The sequence below is a fragment of the Populibacterium corticicola genome, assembly GCF_042683685.1.
Lineage (GTDB): Bacteria > Actinomycetota > Actinomycetes > Actinomycetales > Cellulomonadaceae > Timonella > Timonella corticicola.
In genome coordinates this window covers 328,007-351,302 of the sequence record NZ_JBHUOP010000004.1, presented here as the reverse complement: position 1 = coordinate 351,302, position 23,296 = coordinate 328,007, and the positions used below count along the sequence as shown (strand labels likewise).

General features: G+C 59.1%; 20 protein-coding genes and 2 tRNA genes. 14 read left to right on the top strand and 8 right to left on the bottom strand.

What is annotated here, in order from left to right; genetic code table 11:
- The first annotated feature begins 90 nt into the window (after nt 1-90).
- The 4 genes from proC to ACFSYH_RS11070 all read left to right on the top strand — a co-directional run bounded on the left by proC (nt 91) and on the right by ACFSYH_RS11070 (nt 4,260).
- Entirely contained in the window at nt 91-903 is an 813-nt protein-coding gene (proC, locus tag ACFSYH_RS11085) for a pyrroline-5-carboxylate reductase (protein ID WP_377467013.1), read from the top strand.
- 412 nt (nt 904-1,315) lie between these two features.
- On the top strand, nt 1,316-2,389 hold the full coding sequence (locus ACFSYH_RS11080; RefSeq protein WP_377467012.1) for a putative F420-0 ABC transporter substrate-binding protein: 1,074 nt from the start codon (nt 1,316-1,318) through the stop codon (nt 2,387-2,389).
- Nucleotides 2,390-3,412, top strand: a complete 1,023-nt coding sequence (locus ACFSYH_RS11075) for a putative F420-0 ABC transporter permease subunit (protein ID WP_377467011.1) — start codon at nt 2,390-2,392, stop codon at nt 3,410-3,412.
- On the top strand, nt 3,409-4,260 hold the full coding sequence (locus tag ACFSYH_RS11070; protein WP_377467010.1) for an ABC transporter ATP-binding protein: 852 nt from the start codon (nt 3,409-3,411) through the stop codon (nt 4,258-4,260). Before ACFSYH_RS11075 ends, ACFSYH_RS11070 begins: the two co-directional genes overlap by 4 nt.
- A 120-nt stretch (nt 4,261-4,380) precedes the next feature.
- Here the strand turns inward: ACFSYH_RS11070 and ACFSYH_RS11065 are convergent, their stop codons facing one another.
- A complete protein-coding gene (locus tag ACFSYH_RS11065; RefSeq protein WP_377467009.1) occupies nt 4,381-4,953 on the bottom strand; it encodes a hypothetical protein in 573 nt (190 codons plus the stop codon).
- 130 nt (nt 4,954-5,083) lie between these two features.
- Nucleotides 5,084-5,842: a coenzyme F420-0:L-glutamate ligase gene (cofE, locus tag ACFSYH_RS11060; protein WP_377467008.1), complete on the bottom strand. Its 759-nt coding sequence runs from the start codon at nt 5,840-5,842 to the stop codon at nt 5,084-5,086.
- A 161-nt stretch (nt 5,843-6,003) separates the two neighbouring features.
- Between cofE and valS the strand changes: the two genes are divergently transcribed.
- From valS to ACFSYH_RS11035, 5 genes are all read left to right on the top strand, one after another.
- Nucleotides 6,004-8,709, top strand: a complete 2,706-nt coding sequence (gene valS / locus ACFSYH_RS11055; RefSeq protein ID WP_377467007.1) for a valine--tRNA ligase — start codon at nt 6,004-6,006, stop codon at nt 8,707-8,709.
- A gap of 84 nt (nt 8,710-8,793) precedes the next feature.
- A complete protein-coding gene (locus ACFSYH_RS11050; protein ID WP_377467006.1) occupies nt 8,794-10,608 on the top strand; it encodes an AMP-dependent synthetase/ligase in 1,815 nt (604 codons plus the stop codon).
- Between the two features lie 455 nt (nt 10,609-11,063).
- Nucleotides 11,064-11,870, top strand: a complete 807-nt coding sequence (locus ACFSYH_RS11045) for a transporter substrate-binding domain-containing protein (RefSeq protein WP_377467005.1) — start codon at nt 11,064-11,066, stop codon at nt 11,868-11,870.
- On the top strand, nt 11,870-12,712 hold the full coding sequence (locus ACFSYH_RS11040; RefSeq protein ID WP_377467004.1) for an amino acid ABC transporter permease: 843 nt from the start codon (nt 11,870-11,872) through the stop codon (nt 12,710-12,712). Before ACFSYH_RS11045 ends, ACFSYH_RS11040 begins: the two co-directional genes overlap by 1 nt.
- Nucleotides 12,709-13,464, top strand: a complete 756-nt coding sequence (locus tag ACFSYH_RS11035; RefSeq protein ID WP_377467003.1) for an amino acid ABC transporter ATP-binding protein — start codon at nt 12,709-12,711, stop codon at nt 13,462-13,464. Before ACFSYH_RS11040 ends, ACFSYH_RS11035 begins: the two co-directional genes overlap by 4 nt.
- 216 nt (nt 13,465-13,680) lie before the next feature.
- On the opposite strand, the gene ACFSYH_RS11030 is transcribed toward ACFSYH_RS11035, so the two are convergent.
- The 6 genes from ACFSYH_RS11030 to ACFSYH_RS11005 form a co-directional block, all read right to left on the bottom strand.
- Nucleotides 13,681-14,040 carry a chorismate mutase gene (locus ACFSYH_RS11030; protein ID WP_377467002.1) on the bottom strand — a complete coding sequence of 120 codons (360 nt, stop codon included), beginning with the start codon at nt 14,038-14,040 and terminating at the stop codon, nt 13,681-13,683.
- A 2-nt stretch (nt 14,041-14,042) separates the two neighbouring features.
- Nucleotides 14,043-15,326, bottom strand: a complete 1,284-nt coding sequence (gene clpX, locus ACFSYH_RS11025; RefSeq protein ID WP_377467001.1) for an ATP-dependent Clp protease ATP-binding subunit ClpX — start codon at nt 15,324-15,326, stop codon at nt 14,043-14,045.
- A 147-nt stretch (nt 15,327-15,473) separates the two neighbouring features.
- The gene (locus tag ACFSYH_RS11020) at nt 15,474-16,172 is read right to left on the bottom strand and encodes an ATP-dependent Clp protease proteolytic subunit (RefSeq protein ID WP_377467000.1); all 699 of its coding nucleotides are present in this window, start codon (nt 16,170-16,172) and stop codon (nt 15,474-15,476) included.
- A 13-nt stretch (nt 16,173-16,185) separates the two neighbouring features.
- On the bottom strand, nt 16,186-16,809 hold the full coding sequence (locus ACFSYH_RS11015; protein ID WP_377467192.1) for an ATP-dependent Clp protease proteolytic subunit: 624 nt from the start codon (nt 16,807-16,809) through the stop codon (nt 16,186-16,188).
- 293 nt (nt 16,810-17,102) lie between these two features.
- A complete protein-coding gene (gene tig / locus ACFSYH_RS11010) occupies nt 17,103-18,446 on the bottom strand; it encodes a trigger factor (protein ID WP_377467191.1) in 1,344 nt (447 codons plus the stop codon).
- 669 nt (nt 18,447-19,115) lie between these two features.
- Nucleotides 19,116-19,189, bottom strand: a tRNA-Gly gene (locus ACFSYH_RS11005).
- A gap of 271 nt (nt 19,190-19,460) precedes the next feature.
- On the opposite strand from ACFSYH_RS11005, the gene ACFSYH_RS11000 reads away from it, so the two are divergent.
- The 5 genes from ACFSYH_RS11000 to ACFSYH_RS10980 all read left to right on the top strand — a co-directional run bounded on the left by ACFSYH_RS11000 (nt 19,461) and on the right by ACFSYH_RS10980 (nt 23,268).
- Nucleotides 19,461-19,537, top strand: a tRNA-Pro gene (locus tag ACFSYH_RS11000).
- A 580-nt stretch (nt 19,538-20,117) separates the two neighbouring features.
- Nucleotides 20,118-21,053: a cysteine synthase A gene (gene cysK / locus ACFSYH_RS10995; protein WP_377466999.1), complete on the top strand. Its 936-nt coding sequence runs from the start codon at nt 20,118-20,120 to the stop codon at nt 21,051-21,053.
- Between the two features lie 192 nt (nt 21,054-21,245).
- The gene (gene cysE / locus ACFSYH_RS10990) at nt 21,246-21,803 is read left to right on the top strand and encodes a serine O-acetyltransferase (RefSeq protein WP_377467190.1); all 558 of its coding nucleotides are present in this window, start codon (nt 21,246-21,248) and stop codon (nt 21,801-21,803) included.
- 140 nt (nt 21,804-21,943) lie between these two features.
- The gene (locus tag ACFSYH_RS10985; protein WP_377466998.1) at nt 21,944-22,297 is read left to right on the top strand and encodes a GntR family transcriptional regulator; all 354 of its coding nucleotides are present in this window, start codon (nt 21,944-21,946) and stop codon (nt 22,295-22,297) included.
- The gene (locus tag ACFSYH_RS10980) at nt 22,294-23,268 is read left to right on the top strand and encodes a hypothetical protein (protein ID WP_377466997.1); all 975 of its coding nucleotides are present in this window, start codon (nt 22,294-22,296) and stop codon (nt 23,266-23,268) included. The genes ACFSYH_RS10985 and ACFSYH_RS10980 overlap by 4 nt, the downstream gene beginning before the upstream one ends.
- Nucleotides 23,269-23,296: the final 28 nt, after the last annotated feature.

Here is a 23,296-nt window from a genome sequence, read left to right as displayed (position 1 = left end):
CACCACGCGAGCGCAACGCCAGACGCGCAGGGCACTCGCGCGGCGAACGATGTAAGTTGATGGGAGCAAACTTTTCGCACTTGAAGGGGAATGACAGTGGCAGTTTACGGGTTCATCGGCGTGGGTAACATGGGCGGTGCGATCGTGCACGGCCTTATTGATGGTGGTGTGGTTGCGGCGTCGGACATCGTGTTTTCGTCGCGGTCGAAGGCTGAGCGTGACGCGTTCGCTCAGGCAACCGGTACGCGTGCGCTCGACACCAACGTTGAGGTGGCTGCGGCGGCTGATGTTCTCATTCTCGCGGTTAAACCCCAGGTGCTTGGCGTTGTCGCGGCGGAGATTCGTGAGACTCTTGCCGAGAAGAAGCCGTTCATCGTGTCGATTGCTGCGGGGCTTTCGCTGGATAATCTTGCCGAGTTGGTTGGGTCGGAGCAGCGTATCGCTCGTGTCATGCCGAACGTGAACTCGCGGATTGGCCAGGGTATGTCGGGGATTTGCGCTAACAAGCTTGCCACGGATGAGGACCACACCGCCGTGCGCCGGGTGTTTGAGTCCATCGGTGAGGTTGTCGAGGTCCCCGAATCCCAGTTCTCGGCGTTTACGGCAATCGCGGGTTCGTCCCCGGCTTGGGCGTTCTTGTTTATCGACGCGCTGGCTCGTGGAGCCGTCGCGGCCGGTATGCCCAAGGCAACAGCCACCAAGATCGCTGCTCAGGCGGTGCTCGGTTCGGCTGCTCTGGTTAAGGAGTCTGACGAATCGCCGTGGAACCTCATCGACCAGGTCTGCTCCCCCGGCGGAACAACCGTTGCTGGGCTGATGTCGCTCGAGTCGAACGCGTTCCTGAGTAACGTGGCCGACGCGGTCAAGGCAACGATCGCACGCGACCAAGAACTCTCTTCCTAAACCTTGAACGGGGTGGGGGTTTACTCCACGAAGTATGGATACTTTCTACACAGTTTGGAGTGTAAATCCCCACCCCGTCGGAATACTCTGTAGCACAACCACACTTCGGTTGTCAGGCATTGAACAAGAGCAGCCCAAGCCCACGTGTCACATGCTTGAAACACCGCAGGTGTAGACTCATATCGGATCTCGCGGCTGGCTTTGGTCGCGTGTATACAGGCTCGATTTAGTCTGTTGATCAGCGCACACGGGTCGGCGCTATCTATCCGAACATACAATCCTGCAACGTTGCTGCGCGTGGATTTCCTTCGCCGGTTGTACTGGTTACTGCACTGCCAGTCGTGCCGCACATTGCACCACGAATTGCACGGGTTGGTTATGCGGTTCATCCCGCAGCTAGGTTCACTTCCTCATGTCACGTTCGACTTTCGCCAACCGCAAGTTCGTATTGGCAACCTCCGCCCTGTCCGCCTCACTGCTCGTGTTGACCGGATGTTCTCCCTCTTCACAGACCCCGGAACAAGAAAACAACACTTCTGCTGAGGTCACATCACCGGATACCTCTGCGTCACCGACCGATGACGCACTCGAGACAACCTATCCCCTCACCATTGACACCTGCGGCACTGAAACCACGTTCGCGGGAGCACCTCAAAAGGTTGTCACCGCCAAGTCCTCGACCATGGAAATGATGCTGGCGCTTGGCGTGGGTGACCGCATCATCGGCACGACCTACCAGGACGGCCCGCTACCGGAATGGCTCGAAGCCCCAGCGCAAGGCAACGAAGCAATCGAAACACCACTCTCGGACAAGCTCTCTGGCACCGAAACTCTCCTCGAACTTGAACCAGATCTCATCTATGTGGGTTGGGAGTCTAACCTTTCCGCTGACGGAATGGGTGAACGCGACACCTTTGAGAGCCTCGGAGTCAACACTCTTGTCGCCCCAAGCGCATGCAAGGAACCGGGCTATCAGCCAGACCCGCTCACCTATGAGGATGTGTTCAACGAAATCGAACTGATGGGGCAGGTATTCGACCGTCAAGCAGAAGCCAGCCAACTCGTCGAGAATCAGAAGGCAGAACTCGAACAGGTCACCAAAGATGAGCGTGGCCTGACCGCGCTCTGGTACTCCTCCGGTTCGGATACGCCGTTTGTGGGCGGTGGCAAGGGTTCTGCCCAGTTGACGATGGACACGATCGGACTCACCAACATCGCGGCAGACATCGAGGACACATGGGGTTCGATATCGTGGGAGAAGGTCATTGAGGCCGACCCGGATGTGATCGTGCTGGTTGATTCCGCGTGGGGCACGACCGAGAAGAAGATCGGCGTACTTGAGGGCAACCCGGCGACCGCCAAGCTGACTGCAGTGCAGAACGAGCGCTATCTCGTGGTTCCGTTCCCCGCGACCGAGGCGGGCGTCCGTTCTGTGTCCGCGGCTACTGATCTGTCCGCACAATTGGCTGACCTGTCCTTCGAGTAAATGAAACTAACCCGCCCGCTCATTCTCATCGCGCTGGTCACGGCGTTGGCCGTGTCGGTCGCCGTTGCCGTCGCGATCGGACCTGCCGCGCTGAGTCCTGCCGAGGTGTTTGCGTCTATTACGCATCACCTCGGCTTCGGCCAGTTGCTCGGTCTCGAACCACTGTCGATACTGCGCGATGCGATGGTGTGGGAGTTGCGACTCCCCCGGGTATTGACGGCGGCATGCGTGGGTGCTGGCCTCGCGGTCAGCGGCGCGATCATGCAGTCGCTTACCCGCAATCCGCTGGCCGATCCGTATCTCCTCGGGCTGTCTTCGGGTGCGTCATTGGGCGCGGTGCTCGTGTTGTTGCTGGGAGTAGGCGTGCTGCTCCCGGTGGCTGCATTCGTAGGTGCGGTCGCGGCGCTGGCGGCATCGCTTACCTTGGCGGGGTCGTTGGGACAACTCACGCCCACTCGCACTGTTTTGGCTGGTCTTGCGGTCAGTCAACTGTGTGCGGCGGTGACGAGTTTCATCATTTTCTGGTCGGCTTCGGGCGATTCCTACCGTGAGGTTCTCGCCTGGCTCATGGGGTCGGTGGGTTCCGCGACGTGGCAGTCGGTTGCCATCGCGGGGGTAGCGCTGGTGGTGTTGGGCGTGCCGCTCGCGGCCACCGGCAATGTGCTTGACGCGTTCACGTTTGGCGACGATTCTGCCCGGTCCCTTGGTATCAATGCCTCGCGCTGGCGCTGGGGTTTGCTTCTGGCGGTCGCGCTGCTGACGGGCGCGATGGTGTCTGTGTCCGGTTCAATTGGGTTTGTCGGTCTGATTGTCCCGCACGTGGTCCGTTTAATCGCCGGGTCCGGCCACCGCTTCCTGCTGCCTGCATCCGCACTGGTGGGTGCGGTATTCCTGATCTGGGCGGATACGCTCGCTCGAACCGTGTTCGAACCGCGCGAGCTGCCAGTCGGCATTGTGACCGCGATTGTCGGCGCGCCCGTGTTTGCGTTTGTCTTGTGGCGTTCGAGAGGGGTCAGTTCGTGAGTTTTTCCATTGACGACGATCCTGCCGCCACCCAGCCCACCTCCCCCGCCGTTTCGGCTGAGTTGAGTGCGGATCATGCACCAGCGTTTTCATTCGAGGACGTGTCATGGGGAGTCGGGTCGACACAAATCTTGACGCGACTAAGCGAGAATATCGCTCACGGTAAGGTCACTGCGCTGATCGGCCCCAACGGGTCAGGCAAATCCTCACTGCTGCGTATCTTGGCAGGAGTTCAGCAACCTGATGCAGGCACGGTGGAGGTTGCAGGGACCGACTGGCTGGCTGAGCGGCCACGAACAAAGGCCAAGACCCTCGCCTACGTGGAACAGAGCGCATCCGCCGACCGAGCTTTGACTGTATTTGATGTCGTGCTGCTTGGGCGCATTCCGCATCGGTCAGTGCTTTCCAGCCCGCGAACGCTAGATGTCGAGGTTGCGGTCGAATGCCTGGAACTCGTGGGGATGACAGCGCTTAAGGATCGAGAGTTTGGGACCTTGTCGGGTGGTGAACGTCAGCGCGTGTTGATCGCAAAGGCGTTGGCGCAGCAGACAGACATTTTGATAGTCGATGAACCGACCAATCACCTTGACGTTGCCGCGCAACTTTCCACGCTCGCTTTGCTCCGCGAATTGGCCGCTGCTGGGAAGACGGTCTTGACCGCTTTGCATGATCTGAACCTCGCGGCCACGTTCGCGCACGAGCTGATCGTGATGGACCGCGCCAAGTTTGTCACCTCTGGACCACCGTCTGAGGTTCTGACCGAGGCGCTAATCCGCAAGGTCTATGGCGTCGATTCAACGGTCATGACCAATCCGCGCACGGGTAGCCCACTGATCGTGTTCGGCTAACCCCAGATTCCTCGACCCCGGGCGGACCGGAAACTGCTACCGAGCCAAAAACTGTTGCAACTAGCCATCTTTTATGGTTAGTTACAACAGTTTTTGGCTCACAATGACATCAGATAACTGCTAAACCGGAGGGGCACTATGGTTCTGCTGCATATACGCGGCATACTGCGCTGCTTTGACTCGCCGGGATACATAGATCAAGAGAGCAATGCCTACGAATAGGAGCAGCCCAACGAGTTCAAGGAAGTCCGAAGGCCTAACGTAACGCTCTCCCAGTTCCACTCCCTGTCGCTCCAGTATCCAGGTGTTGAGCGAGTGGGCGACGCTCGAAGGCACGATAGCGGCAAGGATCAGAAACATCGCGGTCATTTGCCCTCGACTCCGAGGCACTTCGAGGTTAATCGCACGTCGGATCTGTGGGGCGCAGGCAATCGCCGCCGCGATCAACAGGACCGCGAGCGCCGAAGTCGTGTGATTATTCGCGATGCGTTCAATACCGACTAGCGTTTCAGAGTAGTAGACCGCTTGTGTGGGAGCGAGTCGTCCTACCTCTCCTTCGAGGTAGTCTCCCACCCCGAGTACGATAGGGATCTTTGTCATTGCTTGGGTGAGCCCGTTGATGAAGTAGGCGATCGCTCCGACAGCCAAAGTCATGGCAATGTAGAGCGGTTGACGGGTACTCTGCTGCGGCACGTGTGATCCCTGATCTGGAAGCGAACTTTACAGCATCCTACCTGGTCTTTAGGCTCTGATGAGCGAGGCCTGCCTGGCCCCTTACGCGCTCGCACAATCGCGCACTCGATAGTCATGCGAGAGGGGACGCTCAGCGAGGGGAGGCAAGGGACCGCCCGTACTCGATTGCTTCGGCTGTGCCCATCGAGAACAGGTCCGATTCCCCGAGCCGCACGAGCGAGCGCGCCCCGGCCCCATCGTCGCCAATGGGAAGCACTAGGTCACCACGCCCACGCACCACAGCGAGCGGCCGTCCACCCAGCTTGCCCTTGGCGAGTTCGGCGGCGTTGACCAGTTCGTCCGCGACTGCGGTCACGGACACGGACAGTTCGCGTCCGGCCGTGTCGCTCGCGCCACGGAAGTCTTCAAGCGGGGTGAGGCCTGCGCAGCCGATGGCGATTTCGGTCAGCCCTGCCCGCCACGGGCGGCCCGCGGTGTCGGAGATGACCACGCCGACGTTCACCCCGCACCGCTTGCGCACTGCGGCGCGCATTCGCACGGCCGACGCATCGGGATCGCGTGGAAGTAACAGGATCGTTCCATCGGCGGTGTTGCTGGCGTCCACGCCAGCGGCGGCCATGACGAGCCCGAGATGATTTTCGACGATTCGCAGCGGTGGCCCGTCCGGCCGGGTTCGCTTGGCGACGAGTCGGACGGTTTCACTGGTGATCGCGTCTTCGCGGTCGGTTGCGGTGAGTATCTGTCCTTCGGCCTTGGACACAATTTTGGAGGTGACGCACACAATGTCCCCGTCGGCGAGGTCGGGCAGATGCGTGACGATCAGTTCGCCGAGGTCAGTGCCATGTGTGATCTCACCGATTGTGTCTGGCGCCCATACGCGAAGTTCCATGCCCACATTGTCTCGCATATCTCCAACCGACCCGCACCACCGCGAAGGTGGGGTGGGGCTGGAAGGTGCGGGCTCGTCGCCAATGTATAAGCCGGAATCACAGTGCCACATACCGACTAGTCACCCAAAGCAGAGCGGCATTTATGGGAGAATAGTGAACCATGAGTGCCTTTGACGAAACGGCTTCCCCGCAAACCTCCGCAACCCCGGTTCGCGCCACCGTGCGCGCAGTACCGGACCGCGTGAGCGTGGACGGCATCGAAGCAACATGGAACACCGCGTGGGACGAGAACAAGACCTACGCATTCGATACGAACGCGACCCGCGAGCAGGTCTACTCGATCGATACCCCTCCACCGACCGTCTCGGGATCGTTGCACGTAGGACACGTGTTCTCGTACACCCACACCGACGTTGTCGCACGCTACAAGCGCATGCAGGGCAAGCAAGTCTTCTACCCCATGGGTTGGGACGACAACGGCCTGCCCACCGAGCGCCGCGTGCAAAACTACTACGGCGTCCGCTGCGACACGTCGCTGCCCTACGTCGAAGGCTACGAGCCGCCACTGCAGGGCGCTGAAGGCAAGTCCGTCAAGGCAGCCGACCAGCAGCCGATCTCCCGTAAGAACTTCGTAGAACTGTGCGAACGCCTCACCGGTGAAGATGAGAAGCAGTTTGAGGCGCTGTGGCGTCACCTTGGCCTGTCCGTTGACTGGTCCCGCACCTACCAGACCATCGGCCAAGACGCTCAGGCCGTGGCCCAGACCGCGTTCCTGCGCAACCTTGCACGCGGCGAGGCCTACCAAGCCGAGGCTCCAGGCCTATGGGACGTTACCTTCCAGACCGCCGTTGCCCAGGCTGAACTTGAGGCACGCGACTACCCGGGCCACTTCCACAAGGTCAACTTCCATCAGGCCGATGGCACGCCAGTGCAGATCGAGACGACTCGTCCCGAGCTTCTCGCAGCCTGTGTTGCTCTGATCGCCCACCCAGATGACGAGCGCTACCAGCACCTGTTCGGCACGACCGTCACCTCGCCGCTGTTCAACGTCGAGGTTCCGGTTCTGGCACACACTGCCGCTGAAAAGGACAAGGGTGCGGGTATCGCCATGTGCTGTACATTCGGTGATCTCACCGACGTTCAGTGGTGGCGTGAGCTGCAGTTGCCAACCCGCTCGATCATCCGCCGTGACGGCCGTATCATCGCCGAAACCCCGGACTGGATCACTGATTCCGCTGGCCGCGCGCTGTTCGAGGACATCGCGAACAAGACCACGTTCTCCGCGCGCACGGCTGTCGTTGACGCCCTGCGCGAAGCCGGGGACTTGGACGGTGAACCGGTTGCCACGCAGCGTAAGGCCAACTTCTTCGAAAAGGGCGACAAGCCACTCGAGATCGTGACCTCCCGCCAGTGGTACATCCGCAATGGTGGCCGCGACTGGGACGCGCGCCCACTGCGTGCCGAACTTCTGGGCCGTGGTGAGGAACTCGACTTCAACCCTGACTTCATGAAGGTTCGCTACTCCAACTGGGTTGGCGGACTCAACGGTGACTGGCTGATCTCCCGCCAGCGCTTCTTCGGTGTGCCGTTCCCTGTGTGGTACCCAGTAGACGCAGAGGGCGAACCACAGTGGTCGAACCCGATCGTTCCTTCCGAGGACAGCCTGCCGATTGACCCGTCCTCCGACGTTCCTGCCGGTTACACCGCTGACCAGCGCGGCGTTGCAGGCGGCTTCATCGGTGACCCGGACATCATGGACACGTGGGCGACCTCGTCCCTGACCCCGCAGATCGCCGGTGGCTGGCTGTCCAACCCCGACCTGTTCGAGCGCGTGTTCCCCATGGACTTGCGCCCACAGGGTCAAGACATCATCCGCACCTGGCTGTTCTCAACCGTGGTGCGCTCCCACCTCGAGCACGACTCGCTGCCATGGAAGCACGCCGCCATCTCCGGTTGGATCCTAGACCCAGACCGCAAGAAGATGTCGAAGTCCAAGGGCAACGTTGTTACCCCAATGGGTCTGCTCGAAGAGCACGGCTCCGACGCGGTACGTTACTGGGCTGCTTCGGCACGTTTGGGAACTGACGCTGCATTCGAGGTTGGCCAGATGAAGATCGGTCGCCGCCTCGCGATCAAGATCCTCAACGCCTCGAAGTTCGCGCTGTCGTTCGGTGCAGAGTCCGAGATTGTGTTGGACCCGGCTCTCGTCACCGAAGAACTCGACAAGGCACTGCTTGCCGGATTGGCAGATGTGGTTGAGAAGGCGACGGCCTCGCTCGAAGCCTACGACCACACCCGTGCACTCGAACTCACCGAATCGTTCTTCTGGACGTTCTGCGACGACTACCTCGAACTGGTCAAGGACCGTGCCTACGCAGATGGTGCTTCGGTGCCAAGCGAAGCGGCTGTCTCGGCTCGCACCACGCTGGCGATTGCTTTGGACACGCTGCTGCGCCTGTTCGCACCTGTTCTCCCCTTCGCGACCGAGGAAGTCTGGTCTTGGTGGCGCGAAGGTTCAATCCACAACGCTCCATGGCCAACCGCTGAGGTTCTACGCACCGCCGCAGGAAACGCGAACCCCGCAGACCTGGCAGCAGCAGGAAACGCGCTCGCCGTGCTCCGCAAGATCAAGTCCGAGAACAAGGTCTCCATGAAGACCCCCATCTTGGCGGCCACACTTGCGGTTCCTGCAGGGTCCCTTGAGGCGGTGCGTCACTCGATGACGGACATCGTCGCAGCGGGCCGAGCAACAGGCTCGGTGGAACTGGTCGAAGCCGCCGCAGACGCGGACACCCAAGTGCAGGGCGGTATCAGCGCCACCTCGTACGAACTCGGTGAACCACCAGTGAAAACACCACGCAACTAAGCATGCGAGTGGCGGGGACGTACAGCGTCCCCGCCACTATTGCTTAGACCACACCAACGATTAGTTACACCCGAGGAGGGTGTCATGCAAGAAACCACATCGCCCAACCTGATCGATGTCCCACGTACATTCACGATCAACGACATCCTGTCCAAGCGCGTTTCCGAGCAGGGTAAGGAAGCCCTGTTCGAGATTCAGTCCGGTCTCGGAGGCACATGGACTCCGGTTACCGCCGAGGAGTTCCAGAACCAGGTTCACTCGGTTGCCCGCGGCCTGATCGCCTCCGGTATCGAGGCGGGAGACACGATCGCGATCATGAGTCGCACCCGCTATGAATGGACCCTACTCGACTTCGCATGCTGGGCGGTTGGCGCAGTTCCGGTTCCCATCTACGAGACGTCTTCGGCTGCTCAGGTTGAGTGGATCGCTTCGGACTCGAACGCGAAACTCGTGATCGTTGAGAACGCGGGACACGCCTCCGTTGTGGCCGAGGCCCGGAAGAACCTGCCACTCATCCAGGACGTGCTGGCCATCGAGGACGACGCGATCACCACTCTGATCAAACGCGGAGAGTCTGTGGACCTCGCCGAGGTTGAAAAGCGCAGCGCAGCAGTCGACTCCGACGATGTCGCCACGATCATCTACACCTCGGGCACGACCGGCCGCCCCAAGGGAACCGAACTCACGCACTGGAACTTCGTATACCTGACCCGCAACGGCGTTCTCTCAGATCTCAAGGCCGTCATCGCGCCGGGCAAGCGCACGCTCCTGTTCATGCCGCTCGCACACGTTTTCGCGCGCTTCATCTCGGTTGTCTCCGTGACCGGTGGTTCCGTGCTCGGGCACTCCCCTGACACCAAGAACCTGATCGGTGATCTGGCGACGTTCAAGCCCACCTTCCTGCTGGCTGTCCCGCGCGTGTTTGAGAAGGTCTACAACGCCGCAGAACAGAAGGCCGGAACCGGTTTCAAGCTCAAAGTGTTCCGCTGGGCCGCTAAGGTTGCGATCCAGACCTCACGTGCCTGGGAGGGTGGCGGCCGTCCTTCCTTTGGGCTGTCGGTCCAGTATCAGATCGCATCGGCGCTGCTGTTCAAGAAGCTTCGTGAAACCCTGGGCGGTGCCGCAGAATTCGCTATCTCCGGTGGTGCGCCACTGGGCGAACGCCTGGGGCACTTCTATCGTGGCATCGGTCTGACCATCCTCGAGGGTTACGGCCTGACCGAAACCTGCGCCCCCTCCGCTGTGAACCGTCCCGGCCTCATCAAGATCGGGACCGTTGGGGCCGCATACCCCGGCGTGTCACTGGGCATCAGCGATGACGGCGAAATCCTGATCAAGGGCGACCATGTGTTCCGCGGCTACCGTGGCAATCCCGAGGAGACCGCCAAGGTACTCCAGGATGGCTGGTTCCACACCGGTGACCTCGGGTCGCTCGACAAGGATGGATACCTTCGCATCACAGGACGTAAGAAGGAAATCATTGTCACCGCTGGCGGTAAGAACATCGCTCCGGCCCTACTGGAGGACCGTTTCCGCGGTCATCCGATCGTGTCCCAGGTGGTTGTGGTGGGTGACAAGCGTCCGTTCATTGGCGCGCTCGTGACTCTAGACCCGGAGATGCTTCCGGGCTGGCTCAAGTCGCACGGCCTGCCGTCGATGACCGTGGCAGAAGCAGCCGAGAACCCCAGCGTGCTGGCCGCATTGGACCGGGCAGCGAACCGCGCCAACGAGGCCGTGTCGCGTGCTGAGTCAATCCGCAAGATCAAGGTGCTCACCACGGACTTCACCGAGGCCAACGGCTATCTGACCCCGTCGATGAAGGTCAAGCGTGCCCTGGTTCTCAAGGACTTCGAATGGGCCATCAACGAACTGTACGGGGGTCCAGTTCAGGAGTCCTGACCTCCCGCCTCCGTCCAGCGGCAAGGTTAGCTTATACAGAGGTCTGGACCTCACGACCAGCCAGATTTTCGACGAGCCGGTTACTTCCCAGCGCGACATGTGCTGGGAAGTAACCGGCTCGTCGTCAATGTGCCGTTTTTGAACGAGAACGTGTCCCTCCCGCATGCCGATGGGCTGTTTTTAGTCCGGGTAGGCACACAAAATAGGTGCACTCGGACGTTTTCTGGCCCTTCGAACTGGCGCAAGTATGTGGAGGAAGGATCTGTCCGAGATGTGTGATGAGGTTGGTGCTCTCACATGGTGCGCCCAATCGAAAACACAACTACAAAACGTTACGCATAGTTAACGTGAGGGATTCCTCATTGGGCCTACTAGCAATGCATAATTATGCATGCGTATGATTACTATTAGTTCATTGTTGCTCAACCCTACACTCGCCTGAATCGAGGAACCCCATGTTCGCTTCCAAGAAAACCACCGTTGTGGCCGCTACCATCGCTGGCCTCCTCGCACTGTCCGCCTGCTCGCAGGACTCAAACGAGACTGCTAACCCAACAGGTGAGAACACCACTGGTCCGCAGCTTGAACTCGTCACGGACGGCGTACTCACCGTATGCTCCAACGCGCCGTTCAAGCCGTTCGAGTACGAAGGCGAAGACGGCAACCTCACCGGAATCGACATTGACCTCACCAAGTTGGCGGCTGAGGAACTAGGGCTCGAGTTCCAAGCCATCCAGTACGACTTCGACGCCATGTCCTCCGGCGCTGCCTTTGAAGCCGGCAGCTGTGACGTCCTCGCAACTGGTATGACAATCACTGCGGAACGTCAGGCAAAGTTCGACTTCTCGGACCCCTACTACGACGCTAACCAAGGAGTCCTTGTCGCCGATGGCTTAACGATCTCAAGCCTTGACGAACTTGCCGGAAAGACCATCGCCGTCCAGGCAGAAACCACCGGAAAGACCGTCGCAGAAGAGGCAGGTCTCGACGTTGCAGAGTTCCCAGAGGTAGGCTCCGTTGTCCAATCAGTTGCAACAAAGCAGTACGATGCTGCCGTAGCAGACCTTGGCGTCTTGCAGGCTTACCTGGCCGATGGACTAAGCATCGCCTACACCGAGAACACCAACGAACAGTACGGTTTCGGTGTGAAGAAAGGCAACACCGCAATCGTTGAGGCACTCAACACCACGATCAAGAACGCCAAGGACTCGGGTGAGTACGACGAGATCATCACCAAGCACGTGGGCGCAGAAGATAACTGATGTCCACCTCGCTCGACAGCACACCTGAACGGCTGGCACCGCACCGGGCTCGCATGAGTCCACGCCAGCGTGCCCTCATCTCACAAATAGTTCAGTACGCCATACTCGTCGTTGTTGTTGCGGTTCTGGTGGCTATCGCGGACTGGGGTCGTATATCCCAGAACATGTTCAATGTTCAGGTGGCACTTGACCTTCTGCCAAAGCTCCCACAGGCGTTCCTCAACACGATCATCTACACGATCTCCGCATTCGTGCTAGCACTCACGCTCGGAATCCTTCTTGCTCTTATGCGTTTGTCTTCGGTAGGGCTATACCGCTGGATCGCAACAGCATACGTCGAGTTCTTTCGTGGCATCCCCGCACTGCTCGTTGTATTCTCGGTTGCATTCGCACTGCCCATCGCGTTTGGCGTGAACCTACCCAACGTCACCTCGAAAGCCGCTCTGGCTCTTGGCATCGTATCCTCCGCCTACATCGCAGAGGTATTGCGTGCCGGCCTCCAAGCCGTACCGAAGGGACAGATCGAAGCATCTCGCTCCCTCGGTATGAGCCACGCCCGCACGATGATAACCGTGGTACTGCCACAGGCAGTGCGTATCGTGCTCCCTCCGATGACCAACGAGCTCATCCTGCTCACAAAGGACACCTCACTCGTGTTCGTGATCGGTGTGGCGGCCTCACAGTTCGACCTGACCAAGATCGGTCGCGATGCGCTCAACAACGGTACGGGCGGCCTGACTGGACTCTTCGTTGTCGGGTTCGCGTACCTGTGCATCACGATCCCACTGGGTCTGCTTGCCCGCCGGCTTGAGAAGCGTTTCGGGGAAGGAAGCCGATCATGAGCAACGCAATTGTCACGATAGATAACCTGCACAAATCCTACGGCGAACGCGAAGTTCTCAAGGGCATCGATCTTGCCGTCAACCAGGGTGAAGTGGTGTGCATCATCGGTCCGTCAGGTTCCGGTAAGTCCACCCTCCTACGCTGCGTGAACCAGTTGGAGACCACCACCTCCGGCAGGATCACGGTCCTCGGCGAGGACATCACCGACCCGGATCTGGATATCGATGCTCTGCGCGCTCGGGTAGGTATGGTGTTCCAGCAGTTCAACCTGTTCAATCACATGACTGTGTTGGAGAACTGCACAATGGCACAGCGCAAGGTACTTCGCCGGTCCAAGGGCGAGGCAACGAAAATCGCCCTGAAGAACCTTGAACTGGTTGGTCTTGGCGACCGCGGAAACGCCACTCCCGCGCAACTATCGGGTGGTCAGCAGCAGCGTGTTGCCATCGCACGGGCACTGTCGATGAACCCTGACATCATGCTGTTCGATGAGCCTACCTCTGCGCTCGACCCGGAGTTGGTTGGAGACGTGCTCAAGGTCATGCGTTCCCTCGCCCAGCAGGGTATGACGATGATGGTGGTCACCCACGAGATGGCTTTCGCACGCGACGTTGCGGACCGCGTGATCTTCATGGATCAGGGAGTCGTTGTCGAGGAGGGAAATGCCGCTCAGGTCATCACCGCCCCGCAGCACGAGCGAACCCAGGAATTCCTGAAACGAGTACTCAACCCCACAGGCGACGCCGAGTAGATCGCTTGCCGACGAGGTGGGGTGGTCCCAGCGCAACGTGCGCTGGGACCACCCCACCTCGTCGCCTATCACGTACAAGTCATGAGCGAAATTGCGTGAGACAGCACGACAAAAGGTGTGGGGTCCCTCTGGGACCCCACACCTTTATCAGCTTCTGGCCGCTGAAGATGCGAACTACTGAACAGTTACCTGCACCTAGAATTCACGGCCAGCTCTTCAAGAGACAGTATCCAGAGGTGGGGCCTCGCCCATCTCCTGCGCAATCAGCTTGTGTCGCCGTACCGTCTCGGAGACCACAAACTCACGAAACTTCTCGGCAAACTCGGTGTCCAGCCCAGCGCCCTCGGCGATAGCGGTCAAGCGCCGGATTTGGGCTGCCTCACGTTCCGGGTCGGATGCTGCGATACCTGCATGAGCCTTGAGTTCGCCGACCCGGCGAGTGCACTTGAACCGCTCTGCGAGTAGATACATCAGCGACGCATCAATGTTGTCGATACTTCCGCGAAGGTTGAGGATTTCTTGGCGGATGACCGGGTTGGCGGTCGGGTCGCTGGGCTGCACCTGGGGTGAAGACAATGTTATGCGCTCTTCTCTCGGGGAGTGCCCTTTTTGGTGACGCTCTTGGGCACGAGTGTTGGGTACACGTTGTTCAAGACAACCTCCTGCGTGATCACTACCTTCTCGATGTCATCACGGGATGGGACCTCAAACATTACCTGCTGTAGGACTTCCTCAAGGATTGATCTCAAACCGCGTGCGCCGGTTCCGCGCAGTAGAGCCTGGTCAGCGATCGCCTGAACCGCATCCTCGGTGAACTCAAGCTCAACGCCGTCGAGTTCGAACATCTTCTGGTATTGCTTGAGCAGCGCGTTGCGCGGCGTGGTCAGGATGTTCATGAGTGCTTCATTGTCGAGCGGCGCAACGGTTGAAATCACGGGAACACGTCCGATGAACTCAGGAATGAGACCGAACTTGTGCAGGTCCTCGGGGCGCACATCGGCCATGACGTTCTCGTTCTCCTGCTTGAGAGCAAGCGGGGCGCCGAAGCCAATACCCGAACGGCCGGAGCGCTGCGTGATGATCTCCTCAAGGCCGGCAAAGGCGCCGGCGACGATGAACAAGACGTTGGAGGTGTCGATGGTCAGGAACTCTTGGTGTGGATGCTTGCGTCCACCCTGGGGAGGAACCGAGGCAGTGGTACCCTCGATGATCTTCAGAAGTGCCTGCTGCACTCCCTCACCGGAGACGTCACGGGTGATCGACGGGTTCTCCGCCTTGCGTGCGATCTTGTCGATCTCGTCGATGTAGATGATGCCGGTCTCGGCTTTTTTGACGTCGAAGTCTGCGGCCTGGATGAGTTTCAGCAGGATGTTCTCGACGTCCTCGCCGACATATCCAGCCTCAGTCAGAGCGGTTGCATCCGCGATGGCGAATGGAACGTTCAGCATCTTTGCGAGTGTCTGGGCGAGATAGGTCTTTCCACATCCGGTCGGGCCGATGAGCAGAATATTCGATTTCGCGATCTCAATGTCATCATCGCCTGCGCCCACGGAGCGGGGCTCGGTGGAAGCCGTGATGCGCTTGTAGTGGTTGTACACGGCGACGGCAAGGGAACGCTTGGCGTCTTGCTGACCCACGATGTACTGCTCAAGGAAGTCAAATATATCCTTGGGCTTGGGAAGCTCGCCAAGACCGACTTCCACGGCCTCGTGGAACTCTTCCTCGATGATCTCGTTGCACAACTCGATGCACTCGACGCAGATATATACGCCGGGCCCAGCAATGAGTTTCTTCACCTGCTTCTGGGACTTACCGCAGAAATTGCATTTGAGCAGGTCTGCACCATCGCCTAGTCGACTCATTGGTGCCTCCTTTGCCTTGCCTGGTCGGCGTTACTACTTACCTATACGGACAAAGATCCGCTTTATAAACCAATATTCCACACCACTGGTGCAGTTTCACTAAGTGACGCACCGTGGTGTGGAATCAACCGCTAAATGCGGGAGTGATCAGCGGCCAAGTGCCTTCGCCTTGCGGCTCTCGAGTACCTGGTCAACAAGACCATACTCGACTGCTTCGTGAGCGGAGAGGATCTTGTCGCGTTCGATGTCGTTGCGGACGCGCTCGACCTCTTGACCCGAGTGCTCGGCCAAGGTGTCTTCAAGCCATGTGCGCATACGCAGAATCTCGTTTGCCTGGATCTCGATGTCGGATGCCTGAGCGTAGGCACCACCCTCAACGCGTGGCTGGTGGATCAGAATGCGCGAGTTTGGCAGAGCAAGACGCTTACCCGGCTGTCCCGCAGCGAGTAGAACCGATGCAGCAGATGCAGCCTGACCGAGACAGACGGTCTGAACCTCGGAGGTGATGTACTGCATGGTGTCGTAGATCGCGGTCATCGCGGTGAACGAGCCGCCCGGTGAGTTGATGTACAGGGTGATGTCGCGGCTGGGCTCAAGGCTCTCCAGAACCAGAAGCTGTGCCATGACGTCGTCTGCGGACGCGTCATCGACCTGCACACCAAGGAAGATGATGCGGTCCTCGAACAACTTGGTGTAGGGATCCTGGCGCTTGAAGCCGTATGCGGTGCGCTCTTCATACTGTGGCAGGACGTAGCGTGCCGAAGGAGCGATACCTGCGTGTCCGCCAGCGACCTGTGGGCCCGCGAGACGCGCCGCGGTGGCCATGAACTGGGATTCGGTGCTCATGTGGATAAGTCTCCTACTCGTTCGAGTTCTTTTCGGCGGATGGGGTCGCGCCGGACAGGCCGTCTGCGCTCGAAATGACGTGGTCGATGAAGCCGTATTCAAGGGCTTCAGGTGCCGTGAACCAGCGGTCGCGGTCGGCGTCAGCGTTGATCTGCTCGACCGTCTTGCCGGTCTGTGCCGCAGTCAACTCCGCCATGACGCGCTTCATGTGCAGGATGAGCTCGGCGTTGATGCGGATGTCCGTTGCCGTTCCACCGATGCCACCGGATGGCTGGTGCATCATGACGCGTGCGTATGGGGTCGCAAAACGCTTGCCCGGGGTTCCGGATGAGAGCAGGAACTGTCCCATCGAGGCAGCCATACCCATTGCCACGGTTGCAACATCGGGCTTGATGTACTGCATGGTGTCGTAGATCGCCATGCCTGCCGTAATGGAGCCACCTGGGGAGTTGATGTACAGGAAGATGTCCTTGTCCGGGTCCTCGGCCGCAAGCAGGAGCATCTGCGCGCAGATCGCGTTTGCGTTCTCGTCACGGACTTCGGAGCCCAACCAGATGATGCGTTCCCGCAGGAGGCGGTTGTAGATACTGTCGTTGAGTCCGAGACCCGCAGTCTCGTGCGAAGCCGCGATTGGCATGTGCTCGTTCACGCTTACTCCCATCAAAATTTCGCTGTAAATGCTGTCTCGACCTTAACGCGAACCCAGAGGCAAAAACTCCCAGAACGGGGGCGTTTCGCTCAAGGCGCACACTGGGGGCAATGTATCGGCTGGGGTTCCGCTCTCAGCGATAGCCGGCGCACTGCCGACCACCATGTTCGGCAGGCTTGACGACGATTCCCCGGGTGTCGTCGGCAAGTATTTTCCCGGTGTGGCCGGGTACGCGAAGGGCGGCACCCCGTACGGGGGTGCCGCCCTAGAACGCACTGAAATCAGTTCTCTTCCACAGCCTCAGAAGCCTGAGCCATTGCAGCGTTGAGTGCTTCCTGAGCCGCGTCGTCCTCATCGGAGCCGATGAACTCGGTCAGGTCAACGACGTTTCCGTCAGCGTCCTTGACCTCGACCTTGCGCAGCGCGATTGCGAGCGACTTCGATCGAGCCACCTCACCGACCATCGCTGGGATCTGGCCCTGCTGGTCGAGTGCGGAGATGAACTGCTGTGGGTCCATGCCGTACTGACGCGAAGCGTTGATCATGTAGTCGAGCAGTTCCTGCTGGCCGACCTTGACCTCGAGCTTCTCAGCGAGGGTGTCGAGCAGGATCTGGTTCTTGAGGGCCTTGTTGGTGTCCTCGGTGACCTCGGCACGGTGCTCATCATCCTCAAGACGACCTTCACCCTCAAGGTGGCGGTGCACCTCAGCCTCGATAACACCCTGTGGCAATGCGAACTCAATCTTGTTGAGCTCTTCCAGCAGGAGGTCGCGTGCGGCAACGGCCTGGTTCGATACGGAGATCGACTTGGCCTGCTCGACAAGGTCGGCCTTGAGCTCTTCGATGGTGTCGAATTCCGAGGCCATCTGAGCGAAGTCATCGTCAGCCTCAGGAAGCTCGCGCTCCTTGACCGAGGTCGCGGTCACAGTAACGTTTGCCTCTTCACCCGCGCGCTCGCCACCGGCGAGTGGGGCGACGAAGGTGGTGGTCTCGCCAGCGGACAGACCGGTCAGTGCCTCATCGAGGCCTTCGAGCATGTTGCCCGAGCCAACCTCGTAGGAAACGCCCGAGACGTTGTCCACTTCCTCGTCACCGATCTTTGCGCTCAGGTCGAGGACAACGAAGTCGCCCTCAGCCGCTGGGCGGTCAACGCCGACGAGGGTGCCGAAGCGCGCACGCAGTGCGTCGAGACGACCCGCAACGTCTTCGTCGGACACCTCAGCGTTTGACACCTCAAGGGAAAGACCCTCGAACGATGGCAGTTCGAACTCTGGGCGAACCTCGAGCTCTACGACGAACTCAAGGGTGCCGCCCTCGTTGTCACCGAGAGGAGCCTTGGTTACCTCAACCGACGGCTGGCCGAGCGGACGCAGGTCCGACTGAGCGATTGCGTCACGGTAGAAGCCTGGCAGTGCTTCATTGATGGCGTGTTCCAGGACAGCGGCCTTGCCAACACGCTGGTCGATGATGCGTGGTGGAACCTTGCCCTTGCGGAAGCCTGGAACGGAGATGTCCTGGGCGATGTGACCGTAGGCGTGCTCAATCGCTGGCTGGAGCTCGTCGAACTCCACCTCGACGGTCAGCTTGGCCTTAGTCGGGTCCAGGTTCTCGACGGTGCTCTTCACTTCGATGGTCTCCAACTTGGTAGTTTGCCCGCGCAATATGCGGGCACGACTTATGGTGCTTGGGCGCTGACCTTCTTGCCACATGTACTCCGCGAACGAAGTTCAGTGTGCCTAAGTGTCCTGGCAACCCACGATGCTCTTCATATCCCGCCGCCGCGACAGCACAGACCCGCAATAGACAATGCATCAACCTAGCCGGTGTGATCCCTTGACGTTGCAAGCGCCCATAACCCAAGAAGGCGGACGAGACTAACCTAAGAATCCTACGTCATGAGCCGGGGGTAAGTCATAATTCACACCGCGTGAGATGCGTCCCTCCCCTGAGAGTGCACTTTTCCGTACTCTCACACACTACGAGTGCACTTTTGGTAACTCTCAACGGAAGAAAAGCATTGCGAGTGCACTGCACAGCCATATCCTGGCACCAAGCACGAGCAATTGCTTCCCTGCCTCAACCGTTCTGTGGTGTTTGGGGTCGATCTGTGCCTAGGGGCTGCACGGACCCGCGAGGAAAACCAAAGAACGGTTCAAGATATGCGCAGCCATCAAACATCAGGGCCATGAACTACCGGCTATAGGGACACGGGAGGGATACCGGCGCACATCAGGGTAATCGTGGCTGGAAAAACAAGTAGGGCCGACAGCTATTAACTGTCGGCCCTACTGAAATGGAGCGGGTGACGAGAATCGAACTCGCGTCATTAGTTTGGAAGACTAAGGCTTTACCATTAAGCTACACCCGCTTGACTTCATCTACTCTAGCGAATGTCTTCGCAGATTCAAAATCCTTATCCGACCTGCTCGCTTGCGAGGCGATACGAATCTTGTCCCGTAGATGTCACGATACGGCAATCTGTCTGTGCGACGTCAGACCGTTGCGACGAAGAAAATAGTAGCAGCATGTTCGGGCCTCAATGCAAATCCCCCTGACCGGAACAACTCAGTTTTAAGATTTGCCGTTGCAGGACAGACACACTAGAGTCTTTGTTCGTTGGTCCGACCACGGGAACACACCGGGGTGTGGCGCAGGTTGGTAGCGCGTCCGCTTTGGGAGCGGAAGGTCGCAGGTTCAAATCCTGTCACCCCGACCAACACAAGATGCCGAGCCTTGGGTAACCAAGGCTCGGCATCTTGCCATTATCGACCTTCATATCATCAGATTTGTCCCACATCGCGAACAAATCGAAAGTTATTTATTGAGACGCCGCGCGGTCAGAGAACCGCATATTTTTGCCAGTTAGGGACGTTTGCCGCGATGACAAACTCCACGCCTGTTCACATGACGAAACATTCGGGATAGACCGCGCGCTGAAGTTGCCGTAGATTCTGAACTCGGAGGCCAACTCCGCGTCGCTCACATGCGACTACCATCTTCTTGACGCAGAAAGGACCCGCGGTGCTCGCTCGTAACGCCACAGCTCCCGTCTCAGGTCTCGCGTCTTCTCCTTGTTTGATCCCTGCTTGTTGTTGTCTTTAGAGCGTTGCCGCACATAGGGCTGCCCCTATCGACAATGCTCCAGACCCTACGCCCGTAGTCTCGCGTTTGATCGGCAGTAGTTGAACACATCACAACGCGCAGATTCTTCTGGTTTAGCTCCGGGTATCACCCACGCACGATTCGTGTTCACGCACATCCAGCACTAACAAACCGCTCAACACAAAGGAAGCACCATGGCTCGCATTTACGAGGACGTCACTAAGGTCGTCGGAAACACTCCTCTTGTTCGCCTCAACAAGCTCACCGAAGGCGCTGGCGCCACCGTCCTGGCGAAACTCGAGTTCTACAACCCAGCGAACTCCGTTAAGGACCGCATCGGCGTGGCGATCGTCGACGCTGCCGAAGCAGCCGGCGCACTTAAGCCAGGCGGCACGATCGTTGAGGCGACCTCGGGTAACACCGGTATCGCACTGGCCATGGTCGGCGCAGCGCGCGGATACAACGTTGTGCTCACGATGCCAGAGACCATGTCCAAGGAACGCCGCGCCCTGCTGCGCGCTTTCGGTGCGGAACTGATCCTCACACCAGGATCGGGAGGCATGAAGGGTGCCGTCGACGCAGCGAACGAGGTAGTCGCCGAGCGCGAGGGCGCAATCCTTGCAAAGCAGTTCGCCAACGAGGCAAACGCTGAGATCCACCGCAAGACCACTGCAGAGGAAATCTGGAACGACACCGATGGTGGCGTTGACATTGTCGTTGCCGGTATTGGAACCGGTGGAACCATCACCGGTGTTGGCGAGGTACTCAAGGAGCGCAAGCCTGGGGTGCAGATCATCGCCGTCGAGCCTGAGGAATCCCCAATCCTGAACGGTGGCGCACCTGGTCCACACAAGATTCAGGGAATTGGCGCGAACTTCGTCCCTGAGATTCTGAACACCGAGATCTACGACGAGGTCATTGACGTCAACGCCGACACAGCCGTTGATTACGCACGCCGCGCCGCCAAGGAAGAAGGCCTCTTGGTCGGTATTTCTTCCGGTGCAGCGATCAACGCGGCACTTCAGGTTGCACAGCGCCCGGAGAACGATGGCAAGACCATCGTCGTCATCATCCCTTCGTTCGGTGAGCGCTACCTCTCCTCGATTCTCTACGCAGACCTGCTTGACTGAGTAGAATCTGGTTCGGCTCTGCCGCCGCGTATCTCACGTGGCGGCAGAGCCGTATTCGGTTGGAATCAAAGAGCGTCATGATCGGTTATGACTCTCGCTGGCTGTTCCACCGCATCAGCCTTCAACACCTCATATGACCTGAACTCTCTAGGAAAGGCTGCCGAGTTGGCTTCTCTCAAGAATGCGTATCGCATGTTAAAGGAAGACCTCGCCGCTGCTCGCGAGCGCGATCCTGCAGCGCGCAGCACCCTAGAGATTGCTCTGGGTTACCCAGGGTTGCATGCACTGTGGGCGCATCGGTTCAACCACCGCCTCTGGCACGTTCCGGGGTTCAAGTTGTTTGCGCGCATCGCTTCGCAGTTCACGAGGTCGTTGACCGGAGTCGAGATACATCCTGGTGCGACTCTTGGCCGTCGCATCTTCATCGATCACGGTATGGGCGTCGTGATCGGCGAGACTGCGGTTGTGGGAGACGACGTCACGCTTTTCCATGGTGTGACGCTTGGCGGCCGGTCGATGACTCATGGGAAAAGGCACCCCACCATCGGCAACGGTGTTGTCATCGGTGCGGGGGCAAAGGTGCTTGGCGCGATTTGGGTTGGCGACAATGCTCAGATCGGCGCAAACGCGGTAGTCGTGAAGGACATTCCTGCTGGCGCTGTTGCCGTTGGAGTTCCCGCAACGATCCGCACCCGTCCGAAGGAGGCACCGCTCGTGGACCACTGCGAGGACCCTGCGATCTTCATCTGACATCCTGCCTTGCGGTCACCCAACGACCGGAAGTTCAACGGCTGCCTGCGCGTACCTGCGGGCAGCCGTTTTTGTACACTCTACTCTGGAAACATCGCCTCAACTTGTTTTGGTTTAAATATAACAAGTAGTATTGAAGTATGCTGTTTCGAGTTGACACCGTGTCAAGTGAACCGATCTTTGAACAGATCGCACATCAGGTCCGTGTCGCGGTATCGCGCGGTGATTTGGTTCCCGGTGACAAACTGCCACCAGCACGGCAGGTGGCCGCCGCCCTCGAAGTGAATCTACACACCGTATTGCACGCCTATCAGATCCTCCGCGATGAGGGGCATATTGAGCTTCGTCGCGGACGGGGTGCCCTTGTCACCGCTCACTCGGAAGTGGTCCCGGAATCTGTGCTGAGCGCAATCGACCAGTTGGTCTTAGCCACAGCAGACGCCCAACTCCCCTCGCAAACCGTCCTCGCCCTTGTGAAGGAGGCACTCAAATGACCACATCTCGCTTTACTCACCTCAGCATCCGATTCTGGATGTTCGCTGCGGTGATCCCCTTGGCGATGCTGTCATTGGGTGCCATCGTTCCGTTTCGGTGGCAGGACGAGTTGCCAGCACTGATTCCACATCACTGGGGGTCGAACGGGCCAGACGCTTTTGGAACACTTGGGGATCTAGTGTGGCCGCTGGTGTATATCGGTGGTCCGCTACTTGTCGGAATGACCGTTCTCTTCGCCTGGGTCGGAAAAGACATCAGCACCCAACGCATCGGCGTAGTGACTAATAATTTCCTAGGGGCGTTGTTCGCTGCCATTCCGATCTCCACCGCGTATGCGGCCCGAGGGCTTGAAGATGCATCTCAACTCGACGAACACTTCGGGTACGTTGCTCTAGGTGCGATCATCGGGGTCGCGCTGGGTGCCTTGTTGGCCTGGGCGCTTCCCAAACCCGCATCGCTTCCCGTTCACGCTACCCCCAGCGAGACGGCGCCTCGGCAGCGACTCTCGGACACAGAGTCGGGCGTTTGGGTGAGCCGCGAGATCTCTTGGCCGATGGTGTGGGTCGGTGGAGCCACCACATTCATTGTGGCGGGCACCCTTCTACTGCTTGAGGCTGTGCCTATGCTTGTTGTTCCACTGACGGTTCTAGCTCTTATGGCAGGTTTCGCTGTGTTCGATATCCGGGTTGATGACAGAGGTGTAAGCGTCAAGTCTGCCCTGAAGTTCATCAAACGCGAGGTTCCGCTGCACGAGATCATTGAGGCGGACACGACCCACGTGAATGCGATGAAACAGTTTGGTGGTTTTGGTTTCCGCACTGCACTCGACGGCACGGTGGGCATCATCCTGCGCAGCGGGGAGGCCTTGGAACTCAAACTGTCACGGAACCGCCGATTCGTTGTGACGATGAAGCGTTCCGCTGAGGCCGCAGGACTCGTCAACACCCTGGTTGAGCGGTCGCGCACGTAAACTAGGTGCAACACTTCAACGATGAGGG

What these genes read in the sequence shown, in the direction of transcription:
- proC (WP_377467013.1), top strand. Translation starts at nt 91, where the DNA reads ATGACAGTGGCAGTTTACGGGTTCATCGGCGTGGGTAACATGGGCGGT.
- ACFSYH_RS11080 (WP_377467012.1), top strand. Translation starts at nt 1,316, where the DNA reads ATGTCACGTTCGACTTTCGCCAACCGCAAGTTCGTATTGGCAACCTCC.
- ACFSYH_RS11075 (WP_377467011.1), top strand. Translation starts at nt 2,390, where the DNA reads ATGAAACTAACCCGCCCGCTCATTCTCATCGCGCTGGTCACGGCGTTG.
- cofE (WP_377467008.1), bottom strand. Translation starts at nt 5,842, where the DNA reads ATGGAACTTCGCGTATGGGCGCCAGACACAATCGGTGAGATCACACAT.
- valS (WP_377467007.1), top strand. Translation starts at nt 6,004, where the DNA reads ATGAGTGCCTTTGACGAAACGGCTTCCCCGCAAACCTCCGCAACCCCG.
- ACFSYH_RS11050 (WP_377467006.1), top strand. Translation starts at nt 8,794, where the DNA reads ATGCAAGAAACCACATCGCCCAACCTGATCGATGTCCCACGTACATTC.
- ACFSYH_RS11045 (WP_377467005.1), top strand. Translation starts at nt 11,064, where the DNA reads ATGTTCGCTTCCAAGAAAACCACCGTTGTGGCCGCTACCATCGCTGGC.
- ACFSYH_RS11040 (WP_377467004.1), top strand. Translation starts at nt 11,870, where the DNA reads ATGTCCACCTCGCTCGACAGCACACCTGAACGGCTGGCACCGCACCGG.
- ACFSYH_RS11035 (WP_377467003.1), top strand. Translation starts at nt 12,709, where the DNA reads ATGAGCAACGCAATTGTCACGATAGATAACCTGCACAAATCCTACGGC.
- clpX (WP_377467001.1), bottom strand. Translation starts at nt 15,326, where the DNA reads ATGAGTCGACTAGGCGATGGTGCAGACCTGCTCAAATGCAATTTCTGC.
- ACFSYH_RS11020 (WP_377467000.1), bottom strand. Translation starts at nt 16,172, where the DNA reads ATGAGCACCGAATCCCAGTTCATGGCCACCGCGGCGCGTCTCGCGGGC.
- ACFSYH_RS11015 (WP_377467192.1), bottom strand. Translation starts at nt 16,809, where the DNA reads ATGCCAATCGCGGCTTCGCACGAGACTGCGGGTCTCGGACTCAACGAC.
- cysK (WP_377466999.1), top strand. Translation starts at nt 20,118, where the DNA reads ATGGCTCGCATTTACGAGGACGTCACTAAGGTCGTCGGAAACACTCCT.
- cysE (WP_377467190.1), top strand. Translation starts at nt 21,246, where the DNA reads ATGTTAAAGGAAGACCTCGCCGCTGCTCGCGAGCGCGATCCTGCAGCG.
- ACFSYH_RS10985 (WP_377466998.1), top strand. Translation starts at nt 21,944, where the DNA reads ATGCTGTTTCGAGTTGACACCGTGTCAAGTGAACCGATCTTTGAACAG.
- ACFSYH_RS10980 (WP_377466997.1), top strand. Translation starts at nt 22,294, where the DNA reads ATGACCACATCTCGCTTTACTCACCTCAGCATCCGATTCTGGATGTTC.